The sequence below is a fragment of the Psychrobacter sp. TWP2-1-2 genome, from assembly GCF_049896785.1.
Taxonomy (GTDB): domain Bacteria; phylum Pseudomonadota; class Gammaproteobacteria; order Pseudomonadales; family Moraxellaceae; genus Psychrobacter.
Genome location: NZ_JAFCVA010000003.1, coordinates 276,400 through 298,339, shown reverse-complemented (window position 1 = coordinate 298,339; position 21,940 = coordinate 276,400). Strand labels below are relative to the sequence as shown.

Here is a 21,940-nt window from a genome sequence, read left to right as displayed (position 1 = left end):
TATCAAGTATCGTCAAATATCCCGATATTAATGGCGATATTTTTCTTGCTTGATTGTAATTTATCTCTATTTTAAAATGAGGACACGCCCCAGCAACTGTTCCCTTATTGCGGTCAATCTATGAAGCCTGCTACTAATATCGTCTCTGCTGTTACTCACTATTTGCATCGTGATGACACGCTATCTCTACCTCAATTGCGCAGGTTGGGGCTTATTTATAGCAGTTACCGCTTTGCTGTTAGTCTGTTTTCTCTACTGATGGTGTATATCACCGCTCACTCTGACAACAGCCTCTCTCTACCAAGCTTTTTACAACAAACAACGCTTAGCTTTTATTTCCTGCTTAGCCTTATTTTACTTGGCTTGTTTTATGTCGTTAATCAGCAAATGCGGCGACAGTTAGCCTTTGGTTTAGTATTAGACGTCATTATATTAAGCTTATTGCTATATACAGCGGGTGCGCCTGACTTACAGTTGACCATGCTATATATGGTGGTGGTCGCAGCGAGTTTTATGTTGCTACACGGCTCACAAGCCTTAATTATTACCCTACTCGCTATTATTTTTGTCATTTATCAGCAATTCTTTTATGCCATTGCTAATAGCATGAGCTTAGCAAATTTAGGGGACGCATTGCTCATGTCAGCCAGCTTTTTGGCGGTTGGTGGTTTGAGCTGGTCCATCTCACAGCGTTTGGTACAACTTGAGAAAGTAGCAGCGAGTCACGCTAAAGAAGTTGAACGATTAAACGTCATCAACCAAGAAGTCATCACGCAAATGGTTAATGGTGTCATCGTCATCGATAAACAGCATATCGTTTTAGCAAACCTTGCCGCTCACCAATTACTTAGCCTTTCGCCCACCCCTTCCGCATCATTGCACAACACTTCTATTGATACAAAAGATACTCGGAACAATACTCGCAGTGCACTCTTATCTAACTTTCAGCAGCAGCTTGGTCAACAACACACGCAGCTATTTAAAGCCTGTTTGTCAGTAGCGGCAGGCCAATCACGCACCTTTATTTATGATTTGCCTGCAGTCGCAAACGCTTCCATATTCGGTAAACTGCGCGTACAAATTATTCCATTGAAAGATGCCAGTAAATTGATAATGTTAGAGGATTTACGCCGCGAGCAAGCCAGCGCCCAACAATTGAAACTGGCTTCTTTAGGGCAATTGACGGCGAGCATCGCCCATGAAATAAGGAATCCTTTGGCAGCGATATCACAAGCCAGCCAATTATTAATGGAAGATGTTATAGAAGCCAATCTAGAAGTCGATACGGCAGATAATACGATAACGGCGACCATCTCAAATGATGATATGGCAGCGAATCATGAGCTTTATCAAATGATATTTTCACAAACAAAACGCGTGAATCGCATTATCGAAGATGTACTAAAATTGTCTCGCCAGCAAACCGCAAACCAGCAAGCGATTATACTGGCAGACTGGATGCCAACATTTTTAGAGAACTACTTTCAAGGACACGATGTTTTTCTACACGTAAAAACACAACCGACCATATCATTCGACACGCATCAACTAGAGCAAGTCTTAATCAATTTAATTAACAATGGCTTGCGCTACAGTAGCTACGCCCACCCTCATGCCTATGTGGAAATCGAGATTTATTGTGCGGATAACGATGTTATAATTGATATCTTGGATGCTGGTCGTGGGGTTAGTACCAAAGACTTAGAACATTTGTTCAATCCATTTTTTACGACAGACCAAGCAGGGACAGGCTTGGGACTGTATCTATCACAAGCTTTTTGTGAGGCCAACCAAACTCGTTTGCTTTATATTCCTGAACATGAAAAAACCTGTTTTCGCTTGATAGCACCTGCTATTGGCGCTGATACTTATGTAAATAAAACTGAACATAATGTTAATACCACTATTTTATAAATATTAACGTTACCAAGTATTAACATTACATAGAATACTTTGCCATTAAGGCCTCTTGGTTTTTACCATTTTATAGCTATTGAATACGATGAGATGATGTATGATAACAACCGCGCTAGTCGTTGATGACGAAGTGGATCTGTGCCGATTGATGCAAATTACTTTGACCAAAATGGGCATTAAAAGTGATGTAGCATATACTCTGTCGCAAGCAAGATCATACTGGCAAGACAATGATTACGATTTTTGCCTGACCGATTTAAAGCTGCCTGATGGGTCAGGACTAGAGTTAGTAAAAGAAATCAGCAATAGCTCTAGTACCCCCATTGCCGTTATTACTGCTCATGGCAGTATGGATCTCGCCATTGAGGCATTGAAGCTTGGTGCTTTCGACTTTGTGAATAAACCTCTTGAGTTACCGCGCCTACGTCAACTGGTGGAAAATGCTTTAAAAGTTATTCATCAAGATAATGAAGCAAAAACCACAGCTGAATGCTCACCTGAACAAAAACTGTTAGACAGTAGACTCATTGGTGATTCTGCGGTGATGCATCCGCTGAAAAATACTATTTTAAAATTGGCACGCTCACAAGCACCTGTATTTTTGTCAGGTGCTTCGGGTACTGGTAAAGAAGTGGTTGCCCGATTGATTCATGATTTAAGCCCACGCCGTGATGGTAGCTTTGTGCCAGTAAACTGTGGCGCAATACCATCAGAGCTAATGGAATCAGAGTTTTTTGGTCATAAAAAAGGTAGTTTTACAGGGGCTGTCGCTGACAAGCAAGGGCTGTTTCAACAGGCCAATGGCGGCACGTTATTTTTAGACGAGGTAGCAGACTTGCCTTTGGCCATGCAGGTAAAACTACTGCGTGCCATTCAAGAGAAAACGGTGAGAGCCATTGGTGATACCAAAGAGGTTCCTGTAGATATTCGTATCTTGTCCGCCACCCACAAAAATTTAAACCAACTGGTACAGGATGGGGCATTTCGACAAGATTTATACTACCGTATCAATGTGATTGAATTAAAACTGCCAACGCTCAATGCGCGTCGTGATGACATTCCTGTATTAGCAAAGCACTTTTTAGCATTAATTGCTGATGAATGGCAGTTAGAGAACCCTCCAACACTTACCATCGAGGCTTGTGAGCGTTTGCAAGATCATAACTTTGCGGGCAATGTCCGTGAACTACGTAACGTCCTTGAACGTGCCGTCACCCTAGCAGAGACGCCGTACATTGACATCAGCCATTTGGGTTTGCCTGATATTGATATGACTCATCACCGTGCAGCCTCTCAAGATCAGAGTGAGCCAGCAGTTATTGATAAAACTCAACATCCTGAACGTCAAATAAACAATCAAATGGTCGCTCAATCGATAGAAAGTAGAGAAAAAATCATTCAATCCATGGATGAGACCATAGCGCCACAAGCCAAGCAAGTGACGACCAATTTGCACCCTTATCGTACTAATGCTCAGCACTACCCTTCTATGATACAACGCTCGGCAAGTAATCATGCTGAAAGCTCAAACCATACACCCCGTCATAATCATAAAGAATCTGCCACTCATCAATCTATTCTGCAAGGACGTGATGAAAAAACAATTCTAAGCGAATTAGAGGATGGCCAACTGCCATCTCAAGGGTTAGAGCATTACCTACAAGAACAAGAAAAACAGTTGATTATTACCGCACTAAAACAAACTGCTTGGAATAAAACCCAAGCCGCTGAACTACTAGGCACCACTTTTCGCTCTTTGCGCTATCGCATGAAAAAACTAGAGATAGCTGAGGATCAATTTGAGTCATAGCATTCGCTATTTTTGAATAACGACAAATGATGATATTTTAACGTTAATATATCGCGCTAGCCTGTCTTTAAACGAGCTTTATTGAACCTTATTGCCTGCCATCGCTTTATCCTCTTTGGCAGGTTTTCGGACAAAACGAATGCCCGAATCAAGGGCTTTTGTTTTTAGTAAAGCGAGCGCTTGCTGCTCCCATGTACTTTCACTACCTGACAAAGTCATGTCAGGCTCTACACCAATTCCATCGATCTTATTACCTGACGCTGTCATGTAGTTGGCGACCGTTAGTTTGACAGCCTGCTCATCATTCAGTGGGATAACCGACTGTACCGACCCTTTGCCATAGCTGACTTCACCAACAATCGTGGCACGCTTTTGCGCCTGCAAGCTGCTGGCCAGAACCTCTGCCGCTGATGCAGAATAGCGATTCTGCAGTACCACCACTGGCAATGATTCAAGTATCGCCAGACCTTGAGTGGATAGCGTACGCGTGTCACTTTGACGACCCTTTACTTGTACCACATCAGTGTCGCTCATAAACAAACTGGCCACGCTCACCGCCGACGTGAGCACCCCGCCTGGATTATCACGCATATCTAGCAGAATACCTGTGATAGGTGCGTCTAGATCTATCAAGCCCTCCAAGAGTTTTTCACGGCTATTATTTTGAAAGGCAGGTAACTTGATAACAGCGATACCGTCCATGAGACTTGCCTCAACCGTTTGAGGGTGGCTGTTATTACGCTGCAAGGTCGTGGTATGTTTGCGGCGACCAGCTTTTGAGGTGACCACATCTACTTGCGTCCCCGCAATCCCTGTCAAAAGTTGCTCGATATCGTTACTTTCTTTATCTTCATCAAGCTTGAAATCACCGACTTGATGTAAATAATCGCCAACCGCAATGCCCTTTTTATCTGCAGGCGATGCATCAATAACCTCTGTAATCACCCAATAGCCATCTGTAGGCTGATAATTGACTTTAATACCGACATCACCCACATCACCTTCGGTAAAGGCACGCAGGTTTTCATAAGCCTCAGCATCTAAAAATTCAGCATGACTATCTAGATTAGTCAACATACCACTCAACGCATTATTGAACAGCTCTTCATCGTTGACCGCATCTACATATTCACGGCGCACCAAATCCACTACCGCAACAAACGTCTTGAGCGTTTCTGGAGAAATGGCATTCAATGATACTTGCGCAACCTCAGGTGGAATACTGACATCAATCTCATTCGTGTCATCGGTCAAGGCACTCTCATCTGCGACACTGTCTATCGAATCGTCAACTTGGTCGGCCGACTCAAGCATATCAGCGACATCTGATAAATTATTAGTGTCATCTTCTGTGGCTATCTCATCGGTATTTAAGCTAATCAGTTGTAGGCTGGCGGTGGGATTATTGATGGTCGCATTAGCTGGTGACTTCGCTGCTTGTGCATACATATTAGCAGTGCTGAGCCCAAGCAGACCTATCATCAATGCAGGTTTAAACATAGTCGGCGCAGTGAATACCTTCATTGCTTGTTTGCCCAATCGCTTCGTCACTGGTAAGCGCATAAAATAAATAGAACGCATAAGAGAACTCGTTTAATAATAGAATTATTTTTATAGATATATGGATGAATATTTATCTCATAAGATAGCATCAAGAGCCAGTCTAAGACTAGGAGAGTATTGCAAGTAACATTCACGATAACTAATATGATTTCATCAAATAATGAGTAGCGGTGTCAAGTTTGTTTAGCAGGCTAAATATCATGCTTGCCCTTATTTTTCTCACTATTCAAACATTTAAAGATAAATAAAGTCAGCCAAATATCTCTTAAAAAACAAATCAAAAAAAGGAGAGACAATAAATATCTCTCCCCTTTCTATTACTTCTAACAACGCTAGTAAGTTGTCAATATAATAGTATTAAATGCCTAACTTACAACGCTGGAACCAGTAAGCTTTCGCCCGTCATTTCAGCAGGCTGCTCAATATCCATCAGCGCCAAAATAGTCGGTGCGACATCGCTCAACTTACCACGACTACGTACTTGTAGCTTTTTCTCACCCACGTAAATGAGCGGTACATGTTCAGTGGTATGTTGAGTATGTACTTGACCACTTTCGTAATCTTGCATCTGCTCACAGTTGCCATGATCTGCCGTGATAAGCATATCACCGCCAGCAGCGCGTACCGCTGACTCGATGCGGCCAACACAGACATCTAGTGCCTCTACTGCTTTTACGGCCGCATCAAAAATCCCTGTATGACCTACCATATCACCATTGGCATAGTTGACAATTAACACGTCATATTTGCCTGATTCAATGGCAGCCACTAATTTATCAGTCACTTCAGGCGCACTCATCTCTGGTTTCAGATCATAAGTCGCCACATCTGGAGAGGGTACGAGAATACGTGTCTCGCCCTCATACTCTTCTTCACGACCACCGCTAAAGAAAAACGTCACATGCGCGTATTTTTCAGTTTCAGCGATACGCAGCTGAGTTTTACCATTGTCTTGCAAATACTCGCCAAGTGTATTGGTCAACGACGTGGGATAATAAGCAACGCTAGTTTTGGGATTGTCTGCTAAAACGTCAGAATATTTGGTCAGCATCACAAATGCCGCAAGTTTTGGCTGCTTATTGCGGGCAAACCCTGAAAACTCATGATCTGGTAATACAAAGGCTTGCGCCAGCTCACGGGCACGGTCAGCACGGAAGTTCATAAAGATAAGCGCGTCATTGTCATCAACGGTATAAGGCACTTCATCACGGCCAATCACTACCGTTGGATTGATAAACTCATCGGTCTCACGTGCCTTATAAGCAGCTTGTACTGCACCATCTGCACGCGTAGACAGACGATCGGCTTTACCTTCAGTGATAAGCTCATAGGCTTTTTGGACGCGATCCCAGCGATTGTCACGATCCATTGCATAATAGCGCCCAATGATACTGGCAATCTGTACGCGGCCGCCTTCATAATGAGCATTAAGCTTATTGATATGATCCCGCAGACGATTAATATACTTATCAGCCGATTTAGGTGGGGTGTCGCGTCCGTCTAAAAAACAATGAACAAAGACATTTTTAGCGCCGTGCACTAACGCCGAGTGGCACATCGCTTCTATGTGATCTTGATGCGAATGTACACCACCATCTGACAGCAAACCCATGATATGGACGTTACCACCCAACTCGTTCGCGGCTTTTACTGCATTGACTAAAGCTTCGTTTTTATAAAATTCACGATTGGCTACTTCACTTGAGATACGAGTCGAATCTTGATACAGAACGCGACCCGCGCCTAAGTTCATGTGCCCAACCTCTGAATTCCCAAACTGCCCATCTGGCAAACCAACATCTTCTCCAGAAGCAGATATCAATCCATGCGGATATTGCTGATAAATCCTATCCAAATTTGGCATATTGGCGGCAGCAATCGCATTATCCTTATCGTCTTCACGATGCCCAAAACCATCTAATATCATTAAGACATGCGGCACTTTTTTATTTTGATCGCCATCCTGCTTACTATTGAGCTGAGCCTGATTATCATCGATAAATGCTGATTGTTGCTGGGTATTGGTCATGGATTACCGCTCCTCAAGTGAATGAACGCCTATAATGCTATATTAGGATGTTTAAAGCCCTCTATATTAACACACATCTTAAAATAGCTGAAAAATCGTCATTTTACGCCCACTCTTAAGCGTTTAAAACATACTTATTTAAAACACATCTATCAGTAGAAAAGGCGGTTAAAACTTAATAGCAATAATACCAATCTCTAAATCTACGTATCAATCTGTAAATCATACTTGCAATCATTCAAACCATTCGTTAAGATAATTATATTCTGAAGTGTTGGCTAGTAGATGTTTATTCCCTGAGCCGATAATGCTTTACCAGGATGTGGTACCTATTGCTTCATTGTGTATGCCTGCACCGCTTGCGGTGTATCAGGAAACCTGCAGAGGCAGTGACGCATCCGCCCTGAACTTCACGGTTCATGGGTCACCATCTTACAGCGGCACTTCGGTTGTTCTATTCGGTTAATTATTATTTTATTTATATTCGGTAGGTTTACTTATCACTTCATAAAGACTTAGTAATAACCATTAAAAAGCCCCTTTTATCAATGATAAAAGGGGCTTTTTCTATGCTTGCCGATTAATTCTACTATTCATCATTGGCAGATTTGGTGATTTTTTTCACATCCTTGGGAATGGTTTTTGCTGTCCCATCAATCGTTGTATGCTGTTTAAACCCATCACCAAACGGGTTTTGTTGTTGACCGAATGGATTTTGATTATTCATACCACCTGCGCCGCCGAATGGGTTTTGACCACCCATGCCACCAAACGGATTTTGTCCGCCGCCCATCTGTCCACCCATTTGCTTGGCCATCATTTCCATCATTTTTTGCTGATTATTCATGACATAATTATTAGCAAAGTCTTTGAGCTTCTTTTGCACGGGTGGCAATATCACCAATAATGCGAGCAAATCGCTCAGCACACCTGGAATGAGTAGCAAAATACCAGCCGCTGCCATGGCCACACTTTTCATCATGGTTGATTCTTGCGGACGCATTGATGGGTTCATCATGCCACCTGCTTTCATTTGCTGCGCCATTGGATTGAGGGCAGCCATCCCTTTACGCAAGAGGGAGATACCGATGACTGCGGCGATAATAAACCACATAAATACCCACCAACCACTCATAAACTGAGCAAGCAAATACCAAAGTAGCATCTCGATAATAAACCAAACAATGGCAATACCAACTATCTGACCCATAAAGTGTCGTCCTATAAAATAAAAACCAATAAATTGAGCGCCATGCAAATTAAGATGGCTAACATATGATGTATATGGGGATTGATTGCTATACTATCAAACTTAAGGCTGATTTTTAAGCCATATAGTCGGTACAATATAATTTGGATACAAGGAAGATGAGTAAAAGTACTACGAGTAGTAGGCTGAGCGAGTCTGACACCGTATCTGATTTATATAGGATTGAATATAAAATAAAATGTAAGCAAGATGGGATATTATGGCAATTATTATTGGAATTGATCCTGGTTCGCGCATGACCGGTTATGGCATCGTGCAGCAAACAGGCGACAAACTCACCTATATCGATGCAGGTACTATACGTACCGACACCAAAGAGATGCCTGAACGTCTAAAGCGGATTTTTAATGGCTTAACGCGCATCACACAGCATCATTTGAAATATGCAGATGAGCCTATTTATACAGCTATTGAGCAAGTGTTTATGGCTGAAAATCCAGACTCAGCGTTGAAACTTGGGCAAGCGCGAGGTGCTGCTATTGCCGCCATGGTTGCTCTAGATTTAGAAGTATCGGAATATACCGCTCGCCAGATTAAGCAAGCCGTTTGCGGTTATGGTGCAGCGGCAAAAGAGCAAGTGCAAGAGATGGTCTGCCGCATACTATCTTTGGATGTCGTGCCACAGCAAGATGCCGCCGATGGTCTTGCCTGCGCCATCTGTCATGCGCATTCAAGCCATTCCATGAATAAATTAATATTAAACAGCGCCATGCGTGGGCGCGGTGCATCTAAGAAAAAAGGTCGCTGGCGTTTGACAGAAGAAGATTTAGGCAATTTGCGTTAAGAACGCTTATAACACAAGCATAAAAAACACGCGTCTAAATAGCGCGTGTTTTTCGAACTGTCTAAGTTATTTACACTATCACTTTACTATAAAATCGCTTTACTCTAAAAATGCAACGGCTTAAACCGACTACTCTGCGACGGCACTTTCAATCACTGCATCCAACACATAAGCATATTCTTCACCTTCTGTACTATTGCTATCGTCACTGTCTAATGGGTAACGCTGTAGACGTAATACTTCATCGTGCATGCCATCATGCTGATAACCATCGATTTCACCCGTAAAGACTGCCCACTTGCCTTCGCTCTTTTTAATACCTTGGTCATCATAGGTAATGGGTCTCGCTTGTAGACACATCTCTGAGCCATTATCGGCGCAAGGTATCATTTTCGAGCTTACCGCCCAGAATACGGTCTCACCTTTACTATTATACTTGACTATTATACTTGGCTTGTGAGGTAAGCCTACCTTCCCAAATCAACGTTGCTCCATCACTGGTAACTTGGGTTAATATTGGCTTATCACTCTTGAGACTATCACCGTTAGAGTTGTTGTCTTTGGCGTCGCCATCTCCAGTACTGCTAGCTTTCACTAATGTTAACTGACTTTCACCTTGCATCAGCTGACTTAAACTATTTTCAGCCTTATCGAGCTCACCACAAGACATTTTCGTACTCATACCCTCTTCAATAATCAAAGTGTGACCTTGCAATTGGTAGCCAGCGCTCATGGTATTACAGCCAACGCTATAACTTAACGTATTCTCACCTTGGTATTGATTAAAAGACAAACGCACTTGGTCTTTAATATCCGTCAGCATGTTTAATGGCGGTGCGCCTTTGTCCATTACAGACATCAATGTCCAACGATAACGTGAAAGATTGGCAATCATTTTCTCTTCATCGCTCATCTTATCCATCTGAGTATCATCCGTTACTGCATCAGCGTTCATCTCTATGCCATCACCATTTATTGCATCAGCGCTTGTCTGAGTGCCTTCTTGTACGTCACTTTCATTGGGTAAAGAAGCATCTTGGCAGGCACTTACTACCAAGCTTAGTGCCAACAAACTTGGTAGTAAAGTGAATCGAATTGGCCGTTTTTTAACAGATGAGATCATAGCAGTCATACCTTGTGGTTATCCCTTTTTTAAGTCAAAGTATTTAAAAAATCAGGTTAAATATTTAACAACAAGGGGCTGATGATATCCACTTTAATAAAGCGTCACAATTCACCACTATAGCGCCGTTGATTACCATGGTTGTAACAAAGTGTTTATTTTTATGGATTCATCGTAACTGCTATTCTGATATTTAAAGGTACCATAAAAAATCAATGGTCTCAGACAATTGAAAATTGTATCAATTATTCAAGACCATCAATGATGTCGCATTTTTAATTTTTCGCGCTAGTCTTACTCGTTTGTATGAGCAATTTTGGCTTTTGCCATATTTTTAATACTGAAACGCTCATTCATCATTTGATAAAAACGCGCAAGATTTTCGCCCTGCTCATTCGGATTTACGTTAAGGACTTTACCAAAATCCAAACCGAGATATAGGACGATATCAGCAAAGCTTAATTGTTCACCGACCAAATACTCACGACCTTCTAAAATATTTTCAAAATAAGCAAGGGCTTTAACAGCGCGGGCAACAGATGGCGCGACGAACTCTGGGACTTGCTCAACGCGTTGGGCTTTGGACGGATGGCTGTGTTGAAAAGCCAGCATAAAATTATATAATACCTCAAACTCAGCAATGCGGCGCATAGCGCACACTTGCGCACGTTGTATCACATCATTACCCATCACCGAACGCTCACCATAGACACGGTCGAGATACTCACATACAGCCTGCGAATCATTGAGTACTGTACCATCACCTAATGTTAGAACTGGCACGGTCTGCATTGGATTTATTTTGGTGAACTTGTCTGACATTTGCTCATTGGCAGCAAAATCAATATCAATCACGTCCACATCATCCATATCATCGACATCGATGCCTTTTGATGCTAACAAAATAAGGGCTTTACGTGGATTGGGCGCGGTACGAGTGACGTATAGTTTTTTCATGGCAAACTCCTTGTAAGATTGGACAAAAGCGACTCAACGCTATCTGGTTTTATTATGGTTATTACGCTGTTGATGATAGATGAAGACTGGCGATTCTTTATACAACAGTTATATCCTACTCTGCTCATCATAGCAAAGCCTTATTAGGCTTGCTTTTTTGATCAGAGACTCAACAACAAAAAGCCCCACAACGTTACGTCATGAGGCTTCATTTCATTCATCCAATCATGCTACTTATTTATTGGGTGCAGGCGTGGTACGTAAATAAGGCTTAATTTCTGTATAACCTTTTGGATATTTGGCAGCGATATCTTCGTTTTTGACACTTGGTGGAATGATGACATCATCACCGTCTTTCCAGTCAACTGGCGTCGCAATATTATATTCATCAGACAGTTGCAGAGCATCAATGACACGGATAATCTCGTCAAAATTACGACCACAGCTTGCAGGATAAGTCAGCGTTAAGCGGATTTTTTTATTTGGATCAATAATGAAGACACTGCGTACTGTATGCGTGCTATCTGCATTTGGATGCATCATGTCATATAGCTCAGCGACTTCTTTGTTCGGATCAGCAATGATTGGAAAATTTAGCTCAGTACCTTGCGTCTCACCAATGTCTTTTGCCCACGCATGATGGTCATCGATACCATCAACAGAGATACAGATTGGCTTGACGCCACGCTTTTGAAATTCGCCATTCAGTGCCGCAGCACGGCCAAGCTCAGTCGTACATACTGGCGTAAAATCAGCTGGATGGGAGAAAAAAACGACCCAATTATCGCCTGCCCACTCGTGGAAATTGATATTACCCTCTGTGGTTGCAGCGTCAAAATTCGGTGCGGTATCGCCTAAACGTAAATGTGCCATGCTTAATTCCTTAGCTATGTTAGTGATGAGCACTAATATCCAAAGATATTCACGCGCTCTATTATTATCAACGTACTTCTTATTATCAACGTGCTCTGTCAGATATTACACAATTACTCAAAGCACGTCAGCAAAAATTCTATTTTATCTTAGCAAACTGGTTATGACTGTCTTGTGAAGGATTGTAATGCGGTTATTCTGTTTATTACTAAGTAATTTAGCATAGACTTAACGAATGAATCAAATCACCATCCCAGAATCCCACAAACAAAAATCACCGAATTTACCTTTTTTACTGGTGCCACCTGCTGCACGCCCAGCATCTGTTAATGTAAGCTCACCTTCTTGCTCTTGTAAATATCCCGCTGCAAGTAACTTATCATTTAACTCTTGGGTCTTAAAACCCAGCTCTTTGGCAAGTTTCGCCGTCGTTAATTTAGAGTAATTAGGCGTTGCCGCTTCTGTAGCAGTAGGTGCGACCGTTGTATTAGCATTATTGCTGGGCATTGTATGACTGGCAGTAGCAGTATTATCAGTCCTACCATCAGATTCGGTCACTTTTTCAAGCGACATGCGCACTTCATCGCTGATACGAATAATGCGCTGTGCCTCCTCATAAGTATCGGCATATAGTTTGGCATCTTCATTACGATAAATCAGCACGCCCATTTCATTATTATTGACTTGGCTAAATTCATAAAGGTTCAAACTGGTAATGATGCATTCGTTTTCATTTAGATAGCACTTTGCATGCAAATTTTTGCAAAAGCTGGTGCGAATAAAAGTCAGATTTTTGAGCCAGTTTATTTCTTCTGGGTGCAAATCATTCTTGCCATAAACGATTCTAATATCAATTTTGAGACGATTACGATCTTCTAGCAACTCTTTAATACGCTCATTCAGCTTTAAATAGGGACTAATGATAATCAACCTATCAGACGCATTTTTAATCAATTCTTCTAAATGGTAAGTCGTGCCACTGCTGTTTAAAAATTTTGCCATTATTATTTCCTCAAATCTTACGATTAATCACTTTATAATCATGCACAAAAAAGCCCATCCCTAGCGTACTAGAAATGGGCAGGCTTGCAAACTACTATTGTTCAGTAGCTTTTCAAATAAGCGCTAATGCCGCTAATAGTGATAAATTAAGCTGGCTTATAGCTGTCACGCAAGCTGACGATTTGGTTAAAGACTGGTTTGTCAGTGCTATGGTCTTCGCTATCAGAGATAAAGTAACCTTCACGCTCAAACTGGAAGCGTGTGCCAGCGTCCGCATTCACCAATGACGGTTCCACCACGGCATTGAGTTCAGTCAACGAGTTAGGATTCAATGCTTGATGGACGTCAGCGACGCCACTTGGGTCTTCGACACTAAATAACTGCTCATACATGCGCACCGTTGCTGGGATGCCTTGGCTAGCTGATACCCAATGAATCACGCCTTTAACCTTACGACCTTCAGGATTTTGACCCAAAGTCGCCGGATCAATCGTCGCTTTTAGTTCAACGACATTACCTGCGTCATCTAGTACATGTTCGGTCACTGCCAACACATAGGTGTTACGCAGACGAATTTCTGGCTTTTCTGGTGATAGACGCTTATACCCTACTGGCGGCTCAATCTCGTAATCGCCTTGATCGATATAGAGAGTCTCGGTGAATGGAATTTCACGCTCGCCCATATCGACATTAGGATGATTTGGCTGCGTCAGCCATAAGGTTTGCGAAGCATCATCAAAGCGCGCGTTGACGCTATCAGCCTTTTGCGACTCCCAACTGCTGACCGCTTCGGCAAAGTTGGTAATGGTCACTTTTAATGGCTTAAGTACCCCCATACCACGACCTGTGGTCGTCTCTAATGATTGGCGAATACTAAATTCTAATAAGCGAAAGTCAACGACGCTGTCTACTTTGGTTACACCAACACGCTCACAGAAATCACGTAAACCCTCTGGTGTATAACCACGGCGACGCATGCCAGCGATCGTCGGCATACGCGGATCATCCCAACCGCTAACGATATTTTCGTCAACCAACTGTTTAAGCTTACGCTTGCTGGTCAAGGTATGATCGACATTTAAGCGGCTAAATTCATACTGGTGCGGTGGTACATCAAAGCCAATTTTGTCAATGACCCAATCATAAAATGGACGATGATCTTCAAATTCCAGCGTACACAATGAATGGGTAATGCCTTCGAGTGCATCAGAGAGCGGATGGGCAAAATCATACATCGGATAGATACACCATTTATCACCCGTTTGGTGATGCGCTTGATGCATGACGCGATAGATGACAGGGTCACGCATATTCATGTTTGGGCTTGCCATATCAATCTTGGCGCGCAACACGGCTTTTCCTTCCGCAAACTTGCCTTCTTTCATGTCATCAAAGAGGGTCAAGTTTTCTTCAACACTGGCAGAACGATGTGGTGACGCTGTGCCTGCCTCATTGAATGAGCCTCGGTTTTCTTTAATTTGCTCAGGCGATTGCAAGTCTACATAAGCGTCGCCTTGTTTGATAAGCTGAATCGCCCAAGCATGAAGTTGGTCAAAGTAGCCTGACGCATGGTGCGCCTCTCCTGCCCACTCAAATCCAAGCCATTTGACATCATTTTCGATATTATCGATGAAGTCTTGCTTTTCTGCGGTTGGGTTGGTGTCGTCAAAACGTAGGTTACAAACACCACCAAACTCTTCGGCCACGCCAAAGTTTAGGCAGATAGATTTTACGTGCCCCAAGTGCAAGTAACCGTTTGGCTCTGGCGGAAAGCGCGTCACGATTTGTGGGTATTTTTGCGCCTTGACATCGTCACGAATGATATTGCGAATAAAATCGTTTTTTTGTTCGTCTTTTTGTGCATTGTTGCTTGAGTGCTCACTCATCGGGCATTGCTCCTAACGCAAATTGTCAGTTCATGCTACGTGCCATCACGCAGCATGGAAAATTCAAACCAAATCATTAAAAACAAGTTATTAAAAATGATAATAAAAAGCTAAAGTTGCGTTATTCTATCAGCTTTTGCGAACGCATTAACAGCCTGATACATGACACGAGATAAAAAAGCCGTTAGACTAGCCATAACTTTTTAATCACCAACTTTTTAGCCACCACTTAACAGCGTCATTTTAGGCGCTGCAATCAAAGAGGAATATCACATGGTAGACATGCCACCAGTAGTAGAACTAGACACCAATATGGGTGCGATCGTTATCGAACTCAATGAAGAAAAAGCACCAAAAACCGTTGAAAACTTTTTAAACTATGTAAAATCTGGTCATTATGACGGTACGATTTTCCATCGCATCATTGACGGCTTTATGATTCAAGGTGGCGGAATGGACGCTGAAATGAATGAAAAAGCGACCAATGCACCAGTTGAAAACGAAGCAGACAACGGTCTAAAAAACGACGCTGGTACGATTGCGATGGCGCGTACGCAAGATCCGCATTCAGCAACCAGCCAGTTTTTCGTTAACGTAAAAGACAACGATTTCCTAAACCATTCTGGCAAAAACATGCAAGGTTGGGGCTACACCGTATTTGGAAAAGTAACAAGCGGTATGGACGTGATTGAAAAAATGCGCGGCGTACCTACTGGTCGTTTCGGCATGCATGCTGATGTGCCAAAAGAGCCAGTAGTTATCAACTCAGCGACTATTATTACTAAGTAACTGCTACTAAATAACTGTCTCTCAATAATCATTCTTCAATAGTTATTACTCAGTAGCGATGAGTCTGTAAAAGCTTATGAACCGTTACTGTTTAAAATTACGAGGATAAGGATAAATGCAAAGTTTTAATCATTTAATTACCACCCGCCCTCATGAGGTGCGGCAAGTATTGATTAGCGATTTGCATTTATCGCCTGAAGAGCCTGCCTTAGTGCAGGCTTTTTTGGCGCTGCTTGATGATTGCCTTGCTCTGCCTGCGCTCAAACGCTTGTTTATCTTAGGTGATTGGTTTGAAGTTTGGCTGGGTGATGATTTTTATTTGTCTTTATCCGAAGAAGAACGACAAAGTCATTGGCTCACTCCGCTTATCGTTAAATTAAAAAAATTACGGGTAGCTGGTTGTGAGATTTTGGTCATGCATGGCAACCGTGATTTTTTGTTAGGTCAGCCATTCTGCAATCTATTTGGTGGCGAGCTTATTTATGAGCCGTATACTTTGACTGTCGGTCAGCAAAATTATCGTCTAGAGCACGGTGATGCCTTGTGTACTGATGATAAAAAATATCAGTTTTTTCGCAAAATCATGCGTAATCGTTTGACGCAGTGGTATTTGCTCAATAAATCGTTAGAGAAACGCTTGGCAATCGCCGATAAAATGCGGCAAAAAAGCCAGCAGAATAATGCCAATAAAGCGGCGCATATCATGGATGTGAACGATGAAGCCGTGCGTCAAGCAATCACTGCTAGCGATGCGTTGTTACACGGACATACCCACCGTCCAGATACACATCAAGTGACCACTGATAAAAAACGCTACGTGCTCGGCGACTGGAGATTGTTAGATAAAGATACTCGCCAGCCAAAAGTAAGTGCGGTGATTGGCGCAGTGACAGGCGACGAGCATTCAAATGACAGTTTTAGTAGTAATGCTGCTGAATTTAGATTGATTGAGTTTAAATCGCTCATTTAATGTCATTTTTTTTGAGCGCCTCTGAACAATAAAAAAGGTCTGTTGAATTATCAACAGACCTTTTTTATTTAAATTACACTGCATGATTGAAGCGAATTTAAGTGTCAAACTATTGATCGCTCAGCCCTTACTTTACGGTATTAATTTAAAGAAATGTTGGCGATAATGCTTTAGCTCACGAATAGAATCACGAATGTCATCTAACGCTAAGTGACTGCCACCTTTTTCAAAGTTTCTGAGAATATCAGGACGCCAGCGGAAGCAAAGCTCTTTAATTGACGACACATCCAGATTGCGATAATGGAAGAATTTTTCTAATTCCGGCATTTGACGCGCCATAAAACGGCGATCTTGGCAGATCGAATTGCCACACATTGGCGACTTACCACTATCGACCCATTTATTGAGAAACTTAATCGTCTCAGCTTCGGCCTCTGCCAATGTCACGGTACTACGGCGGACACGGTCGACCAATCCTGACTGACCATGCTGCTTGGTATTCCAATCATCCATTTTATTTAACGTTTGATCCGATACTTTTATAGCGAACACTGGCCCTTCGGCTAGGACATTCAAATCTTCATCAGTGACAACGGTAGCAATCTCGATAATCTCATCATTCAAGGTATCCAGTCCGGTCATTTCTAGGTCAATCCATACCAGCCCTTTTTTGCCTTGGTTTCTGATTTTAATCTTGTTGGGGTGGTCACCGGTACTCATAAAATATCCTATGGTCAATAAAGTTTAGAACAACTTTGGAGCAATATTAATTAGATAAATCGCCTGTCAATGTTCATGCCTAAGTAGCAAACTGTAGCAAAACGTTGCATCTACTGATTTATAACCCTTAAAACGTTACAAAATCTCTGTCTGCAGCAAGCGCTTTAGGCTGTATGTTATCAAACTTTCACGCTACACTTAGCAATATTTTTTTAATAGGTTCAAAACCCATGGCATTAATTCGGCAACGCAAACTGACTAAGCAACAGATTCGTCGCATCGACAAACAACAGCTGGCAAGTCAAGACAGCATCGATGACAGTTTGATGGATGGCGTGGTCATGGCGCATTATGGCAAGCAGTTGGAAGTGCAAGTGACCAGCTTGCCTGCGGTGATACCTGTGCAGCCGGAGATTGCACCCGATGATCCTGAGCCGTTTTGGCAAGAGCTGGCATTAGGCGATATTTGGCGTTGTCATGTGCGTACTAACTTACCGATGCTAGCTACTGGCGACCAAGTACGCTGGAGTGCCGATCCTAACACGGGCTTTGGACGTATTGAATCGGTTAAGCCGCGTACCTCTCTGGTCTCGCGTCCTGATCGTTATCATAAACTTAAACCTGTCGCCGCCAATGTCGATATTTTAGCCATTGTCTTCGCGCCGCTACCTGCTGCCGCGCCAACCCTCATCGATCGTTATTTGGTCGTCTGTCATCATGCTGGCGTAAAGCCGCTGTTGGTGCTTAATAAAGCCGATCTATTGGCAGAAGAAAACGGCGTCGATACCAAAGAATTATTGGCACAATATGCTTCTCTCGGTTATGAGAGCGTCTTGACCTCAGTCGATTGCCCTGAAAACGTCGCGGATAGTGATGAGCAAGAAGGGCTGGATGAATTAAAGCTTTATATCGATAAAAAACTGGTTATTTTTGCTGGGCAATCTGGTGTCGGTAAAAGCAGTTTGATTAATGCCCTACTACCTGAATCGGCACAAAGCGTCAATATCATCTCTGATAACTCAAAACTTGGTCAACACACCACCACCACCAGTCGCTTATTACCATTTAATCCAGCTGACTTGACCCAAGGCGGTATCGTCGATACGCCAGGTATCCGCGAGTACGGCATTTGGCATCTCACACCCGATGATATCATTTCAGGATTTGTGGAGCTTGCACCGTTATCTGGCAACTGCCAGTTCCGTGATTGTCGTCATACTCACAACAGCAAAGGCTGCGCACTATGGCAAGCGGTTGCTGACGGCGTGGTATTGCAGCGCCGTGTGGAAAACCTCGTTACCCTAAGAGAAGAGGCAGATACTAAGCCCTATTAATATTGGCATTATTAGTATCCGCCTTATTAATCGCTGTCTTATAGCTAGTTAATCGCTCGGTTGACCATCGCCCGTTTACTATGGATGGTCTAATCGGTATAATAGCGCCTTGTTCAGTATCGTTAGGCTGTCTTCTCAGCTTAACCGAACACTTATTTTTTTGGAGGTATGGTTTGGATCGTGCGCTGGAATTTGTGGGCAACCACCCGTTTTTATTTGGTATATTAGCCGTACTTGCCGTGCTATTTTTTACGATTGAAAACAAACGTAGTGGCAGAAAAATATCGCCCAATACCTTAGGTATGATGGTTAACTCGCAAAACGCGCAGCTAATCGATATTCGTGCCAAAAAGAAGTTTGAGACTGGTTACATCCAAGGCAGCCGTAACATACCGTTCACCGAGCTCAAAGACCGCTTAGAAGAAATCCGCGCAATTGAGCGACCAGTGATTATCATTTGTGATATGGGTGTGCAAGCAGGCGCGGCGATTCAGATGATCGGCAAGGACAGTGTTTATCGCTTAGAAGGTGGTATCGGCGGTTGGCAAGCAGCGGGCATGCCATTGGTCGGTTTAAAAGATGCAAAGCCTAAAAATAAAGGCAAAGCCAAACCAAGTCTACATAAATAGTTAGCTATACTGCTATTTAAAAGATATTTAGCTCGTATCAATTGATATATGACTGAGGGGCGTTGAATATTCACAAATAAAAAAGACACCTTATCGATAGGTGTTTTTTTGTTTGTGGCATTTGTGCTACCGTCAGCGCTTTTATACTCAAACATCTTGAATTTGCTCTGCTCATCCCCACTTTAATAACGAGCATTACCGAATCTATCTTCAATTTACTTGCTGGTAACGGATTATAAGAATTTTTATCAAATAATTATTTATAATACTTTTTATAATAAAACGGTTACCTTCTAAACTTATAAATAAGGATTTACCATGACTGTCGCTGTTAAAGTTTATACGACGCCTATCTGCCCATACTGCTCAAACGCCAAACAACTCTTAAAAACTAAAGGCGTTGACTACGAAGAAATTGGCATGCACGATATGAGCCGCGAAGAGCGTCAAGAATTAATGAAAAAAACCAATAACTATCGTACTGTACCGCAAATTTTCGTCGGTGAGACCTTTGTCGGTGGTTTTGATGAGCTCAATCAAATGAACCAACAAGGCAAACTTGACGAGCTATTAGCAGGTTAATCTGCTACTTTTCGTTGCTGTCTGTCTTTGCCTGTGCAATGATAGACAGCGGCAAAGATAAAGAGAGTAATAAAAACATCCAGATTTTGTCTCGATTTATATTACAATGAACTTTTATTAAAATGACAGTTTGTCCAACTACTTGATCAACTTTTAGAGGATTTATCATGGCTGAAGAACAAGCACAACCACAATTGGCACTAGAACGTATCTACGTAAAAGACATGTCACTTGAAGTCCCAGGCGCTAGTGTGTTCACCAAAGAGTGGAACCCAGAGCTTGATATCAATTTGTCTAGCAACGCTGAAAAACTGGATGACGATCATTATCAAGTCATCTTAACGGTGAGCGTTACAGCAAAAAATGCGGAAGAAGCGGCATTTATCGCTGAAGTGCATCAAGCAGGTATTTTCTTATTAAAAGACATCCCAGAAGACCAAATCGGTCAAATCTTAGGTGCATACTGCCCGAATGTTTTGTTCCCGTATGCTCGTGAAGTCATCAGCGACATCGTAACGCGTGGTAGCTTCCCGCAGTTATTGCTAGCCCCTGTCAACTTTGACCAAGCTTACGCGCAAAGCCAGCAACAAGCACAAGTTGATGCTGAAGGTAATGCATAAGTTTTAAGCAAAAATTTGCTAGCTTTATTCGCAGTATATTTTGATAAAAAAGCCGTTTACTCATTAGGAGTGAGCGGTTTTTTTTGTGAATGCTATTTAAGCGCTTACTCAATAGAATCGTTGAGTAACGAGAATTCTGCTTAGTAATATTGTAAAACAGACAGTTAAAACCATCAGACATAAAAAAACCCTGCTAATAAACAGGGTCTTCAATCGCGTCATCAATTATTCGAAATAGATGATTAGCCTTTTAACGCTGATAAAATTTGTTGCTTAACATCATCGATGCCTTGCGTACCATCAAACTTATCATAATTAGGGGCATCGGCACCTTCTTTGGCCTTGTCTTGATAAAAACCAACAAGCGCTGATGTTTGCTCATGATAAGTCGCTAGACGATCACGAATGGTAGATTCTTTATCATCTTCACGCTGGATTAGCGCTTCACCAGTCACATCATCGATACCATCGACCTTAGGTGGATTATGATCAACGTGATAAACGCGACCTGAACCAGGATGTTGGCGACGACCAGATAAGCGCTTGACAATCTCGTCATCCGGCACGCTGATTTCAATGACATGATCGATAGCAACGTCAGCATCTGCAAGTGCTTGAGCCTGTGGAATCGTACGCGGAAAACCATCCAAAATACAACCATTGGCACAATCAGGCTTAGCGATACGTTCTTTCACTAGGTTAATAATGAGGTCATCAGAAACCAAACCACCAGCATTCATGATGTCTTTGGCTTTTTTGCCAAGCTCGCTGCCTTCTTTGATTGCTGCACGCAGCATATCGCCAGTTGAGATCTGCGGGATATCATATTCTTTAGAAATAAACTGGGCTTGGGTACCTTTACCGGCGCCTGGTGGACCTAGCAAAATAATACGCATCATTACACGATTCTCCTTAATAGATAGGATTTTGGGACTAATAAAACTCAGGGATTGGTTGTTTGCCAAGCTACCTTACCTTGTGGCTTGGCAAAGCTCAAGTATTTTCATTATTTGCAGTGATAAGTTGTCATGACTTATCTGTTCATATAATGCTGTTGCACGCTGCTGTATCGGACAACAGCG

General features: G+C 42.4%; 20 protein-coding genes and 1 other RNA gene. 10 read left to right on the top strand and 11 right to left on the bottom strand.

Annotated elements, in window-relative coordinates; translation table 11 throughout:
- Positions 1–120: 120 nt before the first annotated feature.
- Together ACP7AE_RS04800 and ACP7AE_RS04795 are read left to right on the top strand one after the other, a co-directional pair.
- The gene (locus tag ACP7AE_RS04800; RefSeq protein ID WP_201540059.1) at positions 121–1,914 is read left to right on the top strand and encodes a sensor histidine kinase; all 1,794 of its coding nucleotides are present in this window, start codon (positions 121–123) and stop codon (positions 1,912–1,914) included.
- Between the two features lie 100 nt (positions 1,915–2,014).
- Positions 2,015–3,727: a sigma 54-interacting transcriptional regulator gene (locus ACP7AE_RS04795; protein ID WP_426241669.1), complete on the top strand. Its 1,713-nt coding sequence runs from the start codon at positions 2,015–2,017 to the stop codon at positions 3,725–3,727.
- A gap of 78 nt (positions 3,728–3,805) precedes the next feature.
- On the opposite strand, the gene ACP7AE_RS04790 is transcribed toward ACP7AE_RS04795, so the two are convergent.
- Together ACP7AE_RS04790 and gpmI are read right to left on the bottom strand one after the other, a co-directional pair.
- Positions 3,806–5,308 (bottom strand): S41 family peptidase, encoded by a 1,503-nt coding sequence (locus ACP7AE_RS04790; RefSeq protein WP_426241667.1) that lies wholly within the window; start codon positions 5,306–5,308, stop codon positions 3,806–3,808.
- 352 nt (positions 5,309–5,660) lie between these two features.
- Positions 5,661–7,319 (bottom strand): 2,3-bisphosphoglycerate-independent phosphoglycerate mutase, encoded by a 1,659-nt coding sequence (gene gpmI / locus ACP7AE_RS04785; protein ID WP_404643708.1) that lies wholly within the window; start codon positions 7,317–7,319, stop codon positions 5,661–5,663.
- A 260-nt stretch (positions 7,320–7,579) separates the two neighbouring features.
- Between gpmI and ssrS the strand changes: the two genes are divergently transcribed.
- Positions 7,580–7,775, top strand: a non-coding RNA gene (gene ssrS, locus ACP7AE_RS04780) — 6S RNA.
- Positions 7,776–7,908: 133 nt separating this feature from the next.
- Here the strand turns inward: ssrS and ACP7AE_RS04775 are convergent.
- Complete coding sequence (locus ACP7AE_RS04775; RefSeq protein WP_055123798.1) at positions 7,909–8,529, bottom strand: FxsA family protein; 621 nt, start codon at positions 8,527–8,529, stop codon at positions 7,909–7,911.
- 259 nt (positions 8,530–8,788) lie between these two features.
- Here ACP7AE_RS04775 and ruvC point away from each other — a divergent pair, with 259 nt between their 5' ends.
- Positions 8,789–9,373, top strand: a complete 585-nt coding sequence (ruvC, locus tag ACP7AE_RS04770) for a crossover junction endodeoxyribonuclease RuvC (RefSeq protein ID WP_045446965.1) — start codon at positions 8,789–8,791, stop codon at positions 9,371–9,373.
- A gap of 129 nt (positions 9,374–9,502) precedes the next feature.
- Here the strand turns inward: ruvC and ACP7AE_RS04765 are convergent, their stop codons facing one another.
- From ACP7AE_RS04765 to ACP7AE_RS04740, 6 genes are all read right to left on the bottom strand, one after another.
- A complete protein-coding gene (locus tag ACP7AE_RS04765; RefSeq protein ID WP_426241664.1) occupies positions 9,503–9,763 on the bottom strand; it encodes a DUF4377 domain-containing protein in 261 nt (86 codons plus the stop codon).
- Positions 9,764–9,803: 40 nt separating this feature from the next.
- Entirely contained in the window at positions 9,804–10,496 is a 693-nt protein-coding gene (locus tag ACP7AE_RS04760) for an META domain-containing protein (RefSeq protein WP_426241662.1), read from the bottom strand.
- Between the two features lie 294 nt (positions 10,497–10,790).
- Positions 10,791–11,453 carry a glutathione S-transferase family protein gene (locus ACP7AE_RS04755; RefSeq protein ID WP_060491527.1) on the bottom strand — a complete coding sequence of 221 codons (663 nt, stop codon included), beginning with the start codon at positions 11,451–11,453 and terminating at the stop codon, positions 10,791–10,793.
- Positions 11,454–11,687: 234 nt separating this feature from the next.
- Positions 11,688–12,326 (bottom strand): peroxiredoxin, encoded by a 639-nt coding sequence (locus ACP7AE_RS04750; protein ID WP_045446971.1) that lies wholly within the window; start codon positions 12,324–12,326, stop codon positions 11,688–11,690.
- A 240-nt stretch (positions 12,327–12,566) separates the two neighbouring features.
- Positions 12,567–13,328: a phospholipase D family protein gene (locus ACP7AE_RS04745; RefSeq protein ID WP_426241660.1), complete on the bottom strand. Its 762-nt coding sequence runs from the start codon at positions 13,326–13,328 to the stop codon at positions 12,567–12,569.
- Positions 13,329–13,474: 146 nt separating this feature from the next.
- Positions 13,475–15,214 carry a glutamine--tRNA ligase/YqeY domain fusion protein gene (locus tag ACP7AE_RS04740; protein ID WP_426241658.1) on the bottom strand — a complete coding sequence of 580 codons (1,740 nt, stop codon included), beginning with the start codon at positions 15,212–15,214 and terminating at the stop codon, positions 13,475–13,477.
- A gap of 273 nt (positions 15,215–15,487) precedes the next feature.
- Between ACP7AE_RS04740 and ACP7AE_RS04735 the strand changes: the two genes are divergently transcribed.
- Together ACP7AE_RS04735 and ACP7AE_RS04730 are read left to right on the top strand one after the other, a co-directional pair.
- Complete coding sequence (locus tag ACP7AE_RS04735) at positions 15,488–16,003, top strand: peptidylprolyl isomerase (RefSeq protein ID WP_045446977.1); 516 nt, start codon at positions 15,488–15,490, stop codon at positions 16,001–16,003.
- Positions 16,004–16,118: 115 nt separating this feature from the next.
- On the top strand, positions 16,119–16,973 hold the full coding sequence (locus ACP7AE_RS04730) for a UDP-2,3-diacylglucosamine diphosphatase (RefSeq protein WP_426241656.1): 855 nt from the start codon (positions 16,119–16,121) through the stop codon (positions 16,971–16,973).
- 132 nt (positions 16,974–17,105) lie between these two features.
- Here the strand turns inward: ACP7AE_RS04730 and orn are convergent, their stop codons facing one another.
- Positions 17,106–17,693: an oligoribonuclease gene (gene orn, locus ACP7AE_RS04725; protein WP_045446983.1), complete on the bottom strand. Its 588-nt coding sequence runs from the start codon at positions 17,691–17,693 to the stop codon at positions 17,106–17,108.
- 230 nt (positions 17,694–17,923) lie between these two features.
- Here orn and rsgA point away from each other — a divergent pair, with 230 nt between their 5' ends.
- From rsgA to secB, 4 genes are all read left to right on the top strand, one after another.
- Entirely contained in the window at positions 17,924–19,027 is a 1,104-nt protein-coding gene (rsgA, locus tag ACP7AE_RS04720; protein WP_426241654.1) for a ribosome small subunit-dependent GTPase A, read from the top strand.
- Positions 19,028–19,200: 173 nt separating this feature from the next.
- On the top strand, positions 19,201–19,656 hold the full coding sequence (locus ACP7AE_RS04715) for a rhodanese-like domain-containing protein (RefSeq protein ID WP_201540083.1): 456 nt from the start codon (positions 19,201–19,203) through the stop codon (positions 19,654–19,656).
- Between the two features lie 318 nt (positions 19,657–19,974).
- A complete protein-coding gene (grxC, locus tag ACP7AE_RS04710; protein WP_045446994.1) occupies positions 19,975–20,238 on the top strand; it encodes a glutaredoxin 3 in 264 nt (87 codons plus the stop codon).
- A gap of 164 nt (positions 20,239–20,402) precedes the next feature.
- A complete protein-coding gene (gene secB, locus ACP7AE_RS04705) occupies positions 20,403–20,858 on the top strand; it encodes a protein-export chaperone SecB (protein WP_425314283.1) in 456 nt (151 codons plus the stop codon).
- 242 nt (positions 20,859–21,100) lie between these two features.
- On the opposite strand, the gene adk is transcribed toward secB, so the two are convergent.
- Positions 21,101–21,757 carry an adenylate kinase gene (gene adk, locus ACP7AE_RS04700; RefSeq protein WP_045451169.1) on the bottom strand — a complete coding sequence of 219 codons (657 nt, stop codon included), beginning with the start codon at positions 21,755–21,757 and terminating at the stop codon, positions 21,101–21,103.
- Positions 21,758–21,940 lie beyond the last annotated feature (183 nt).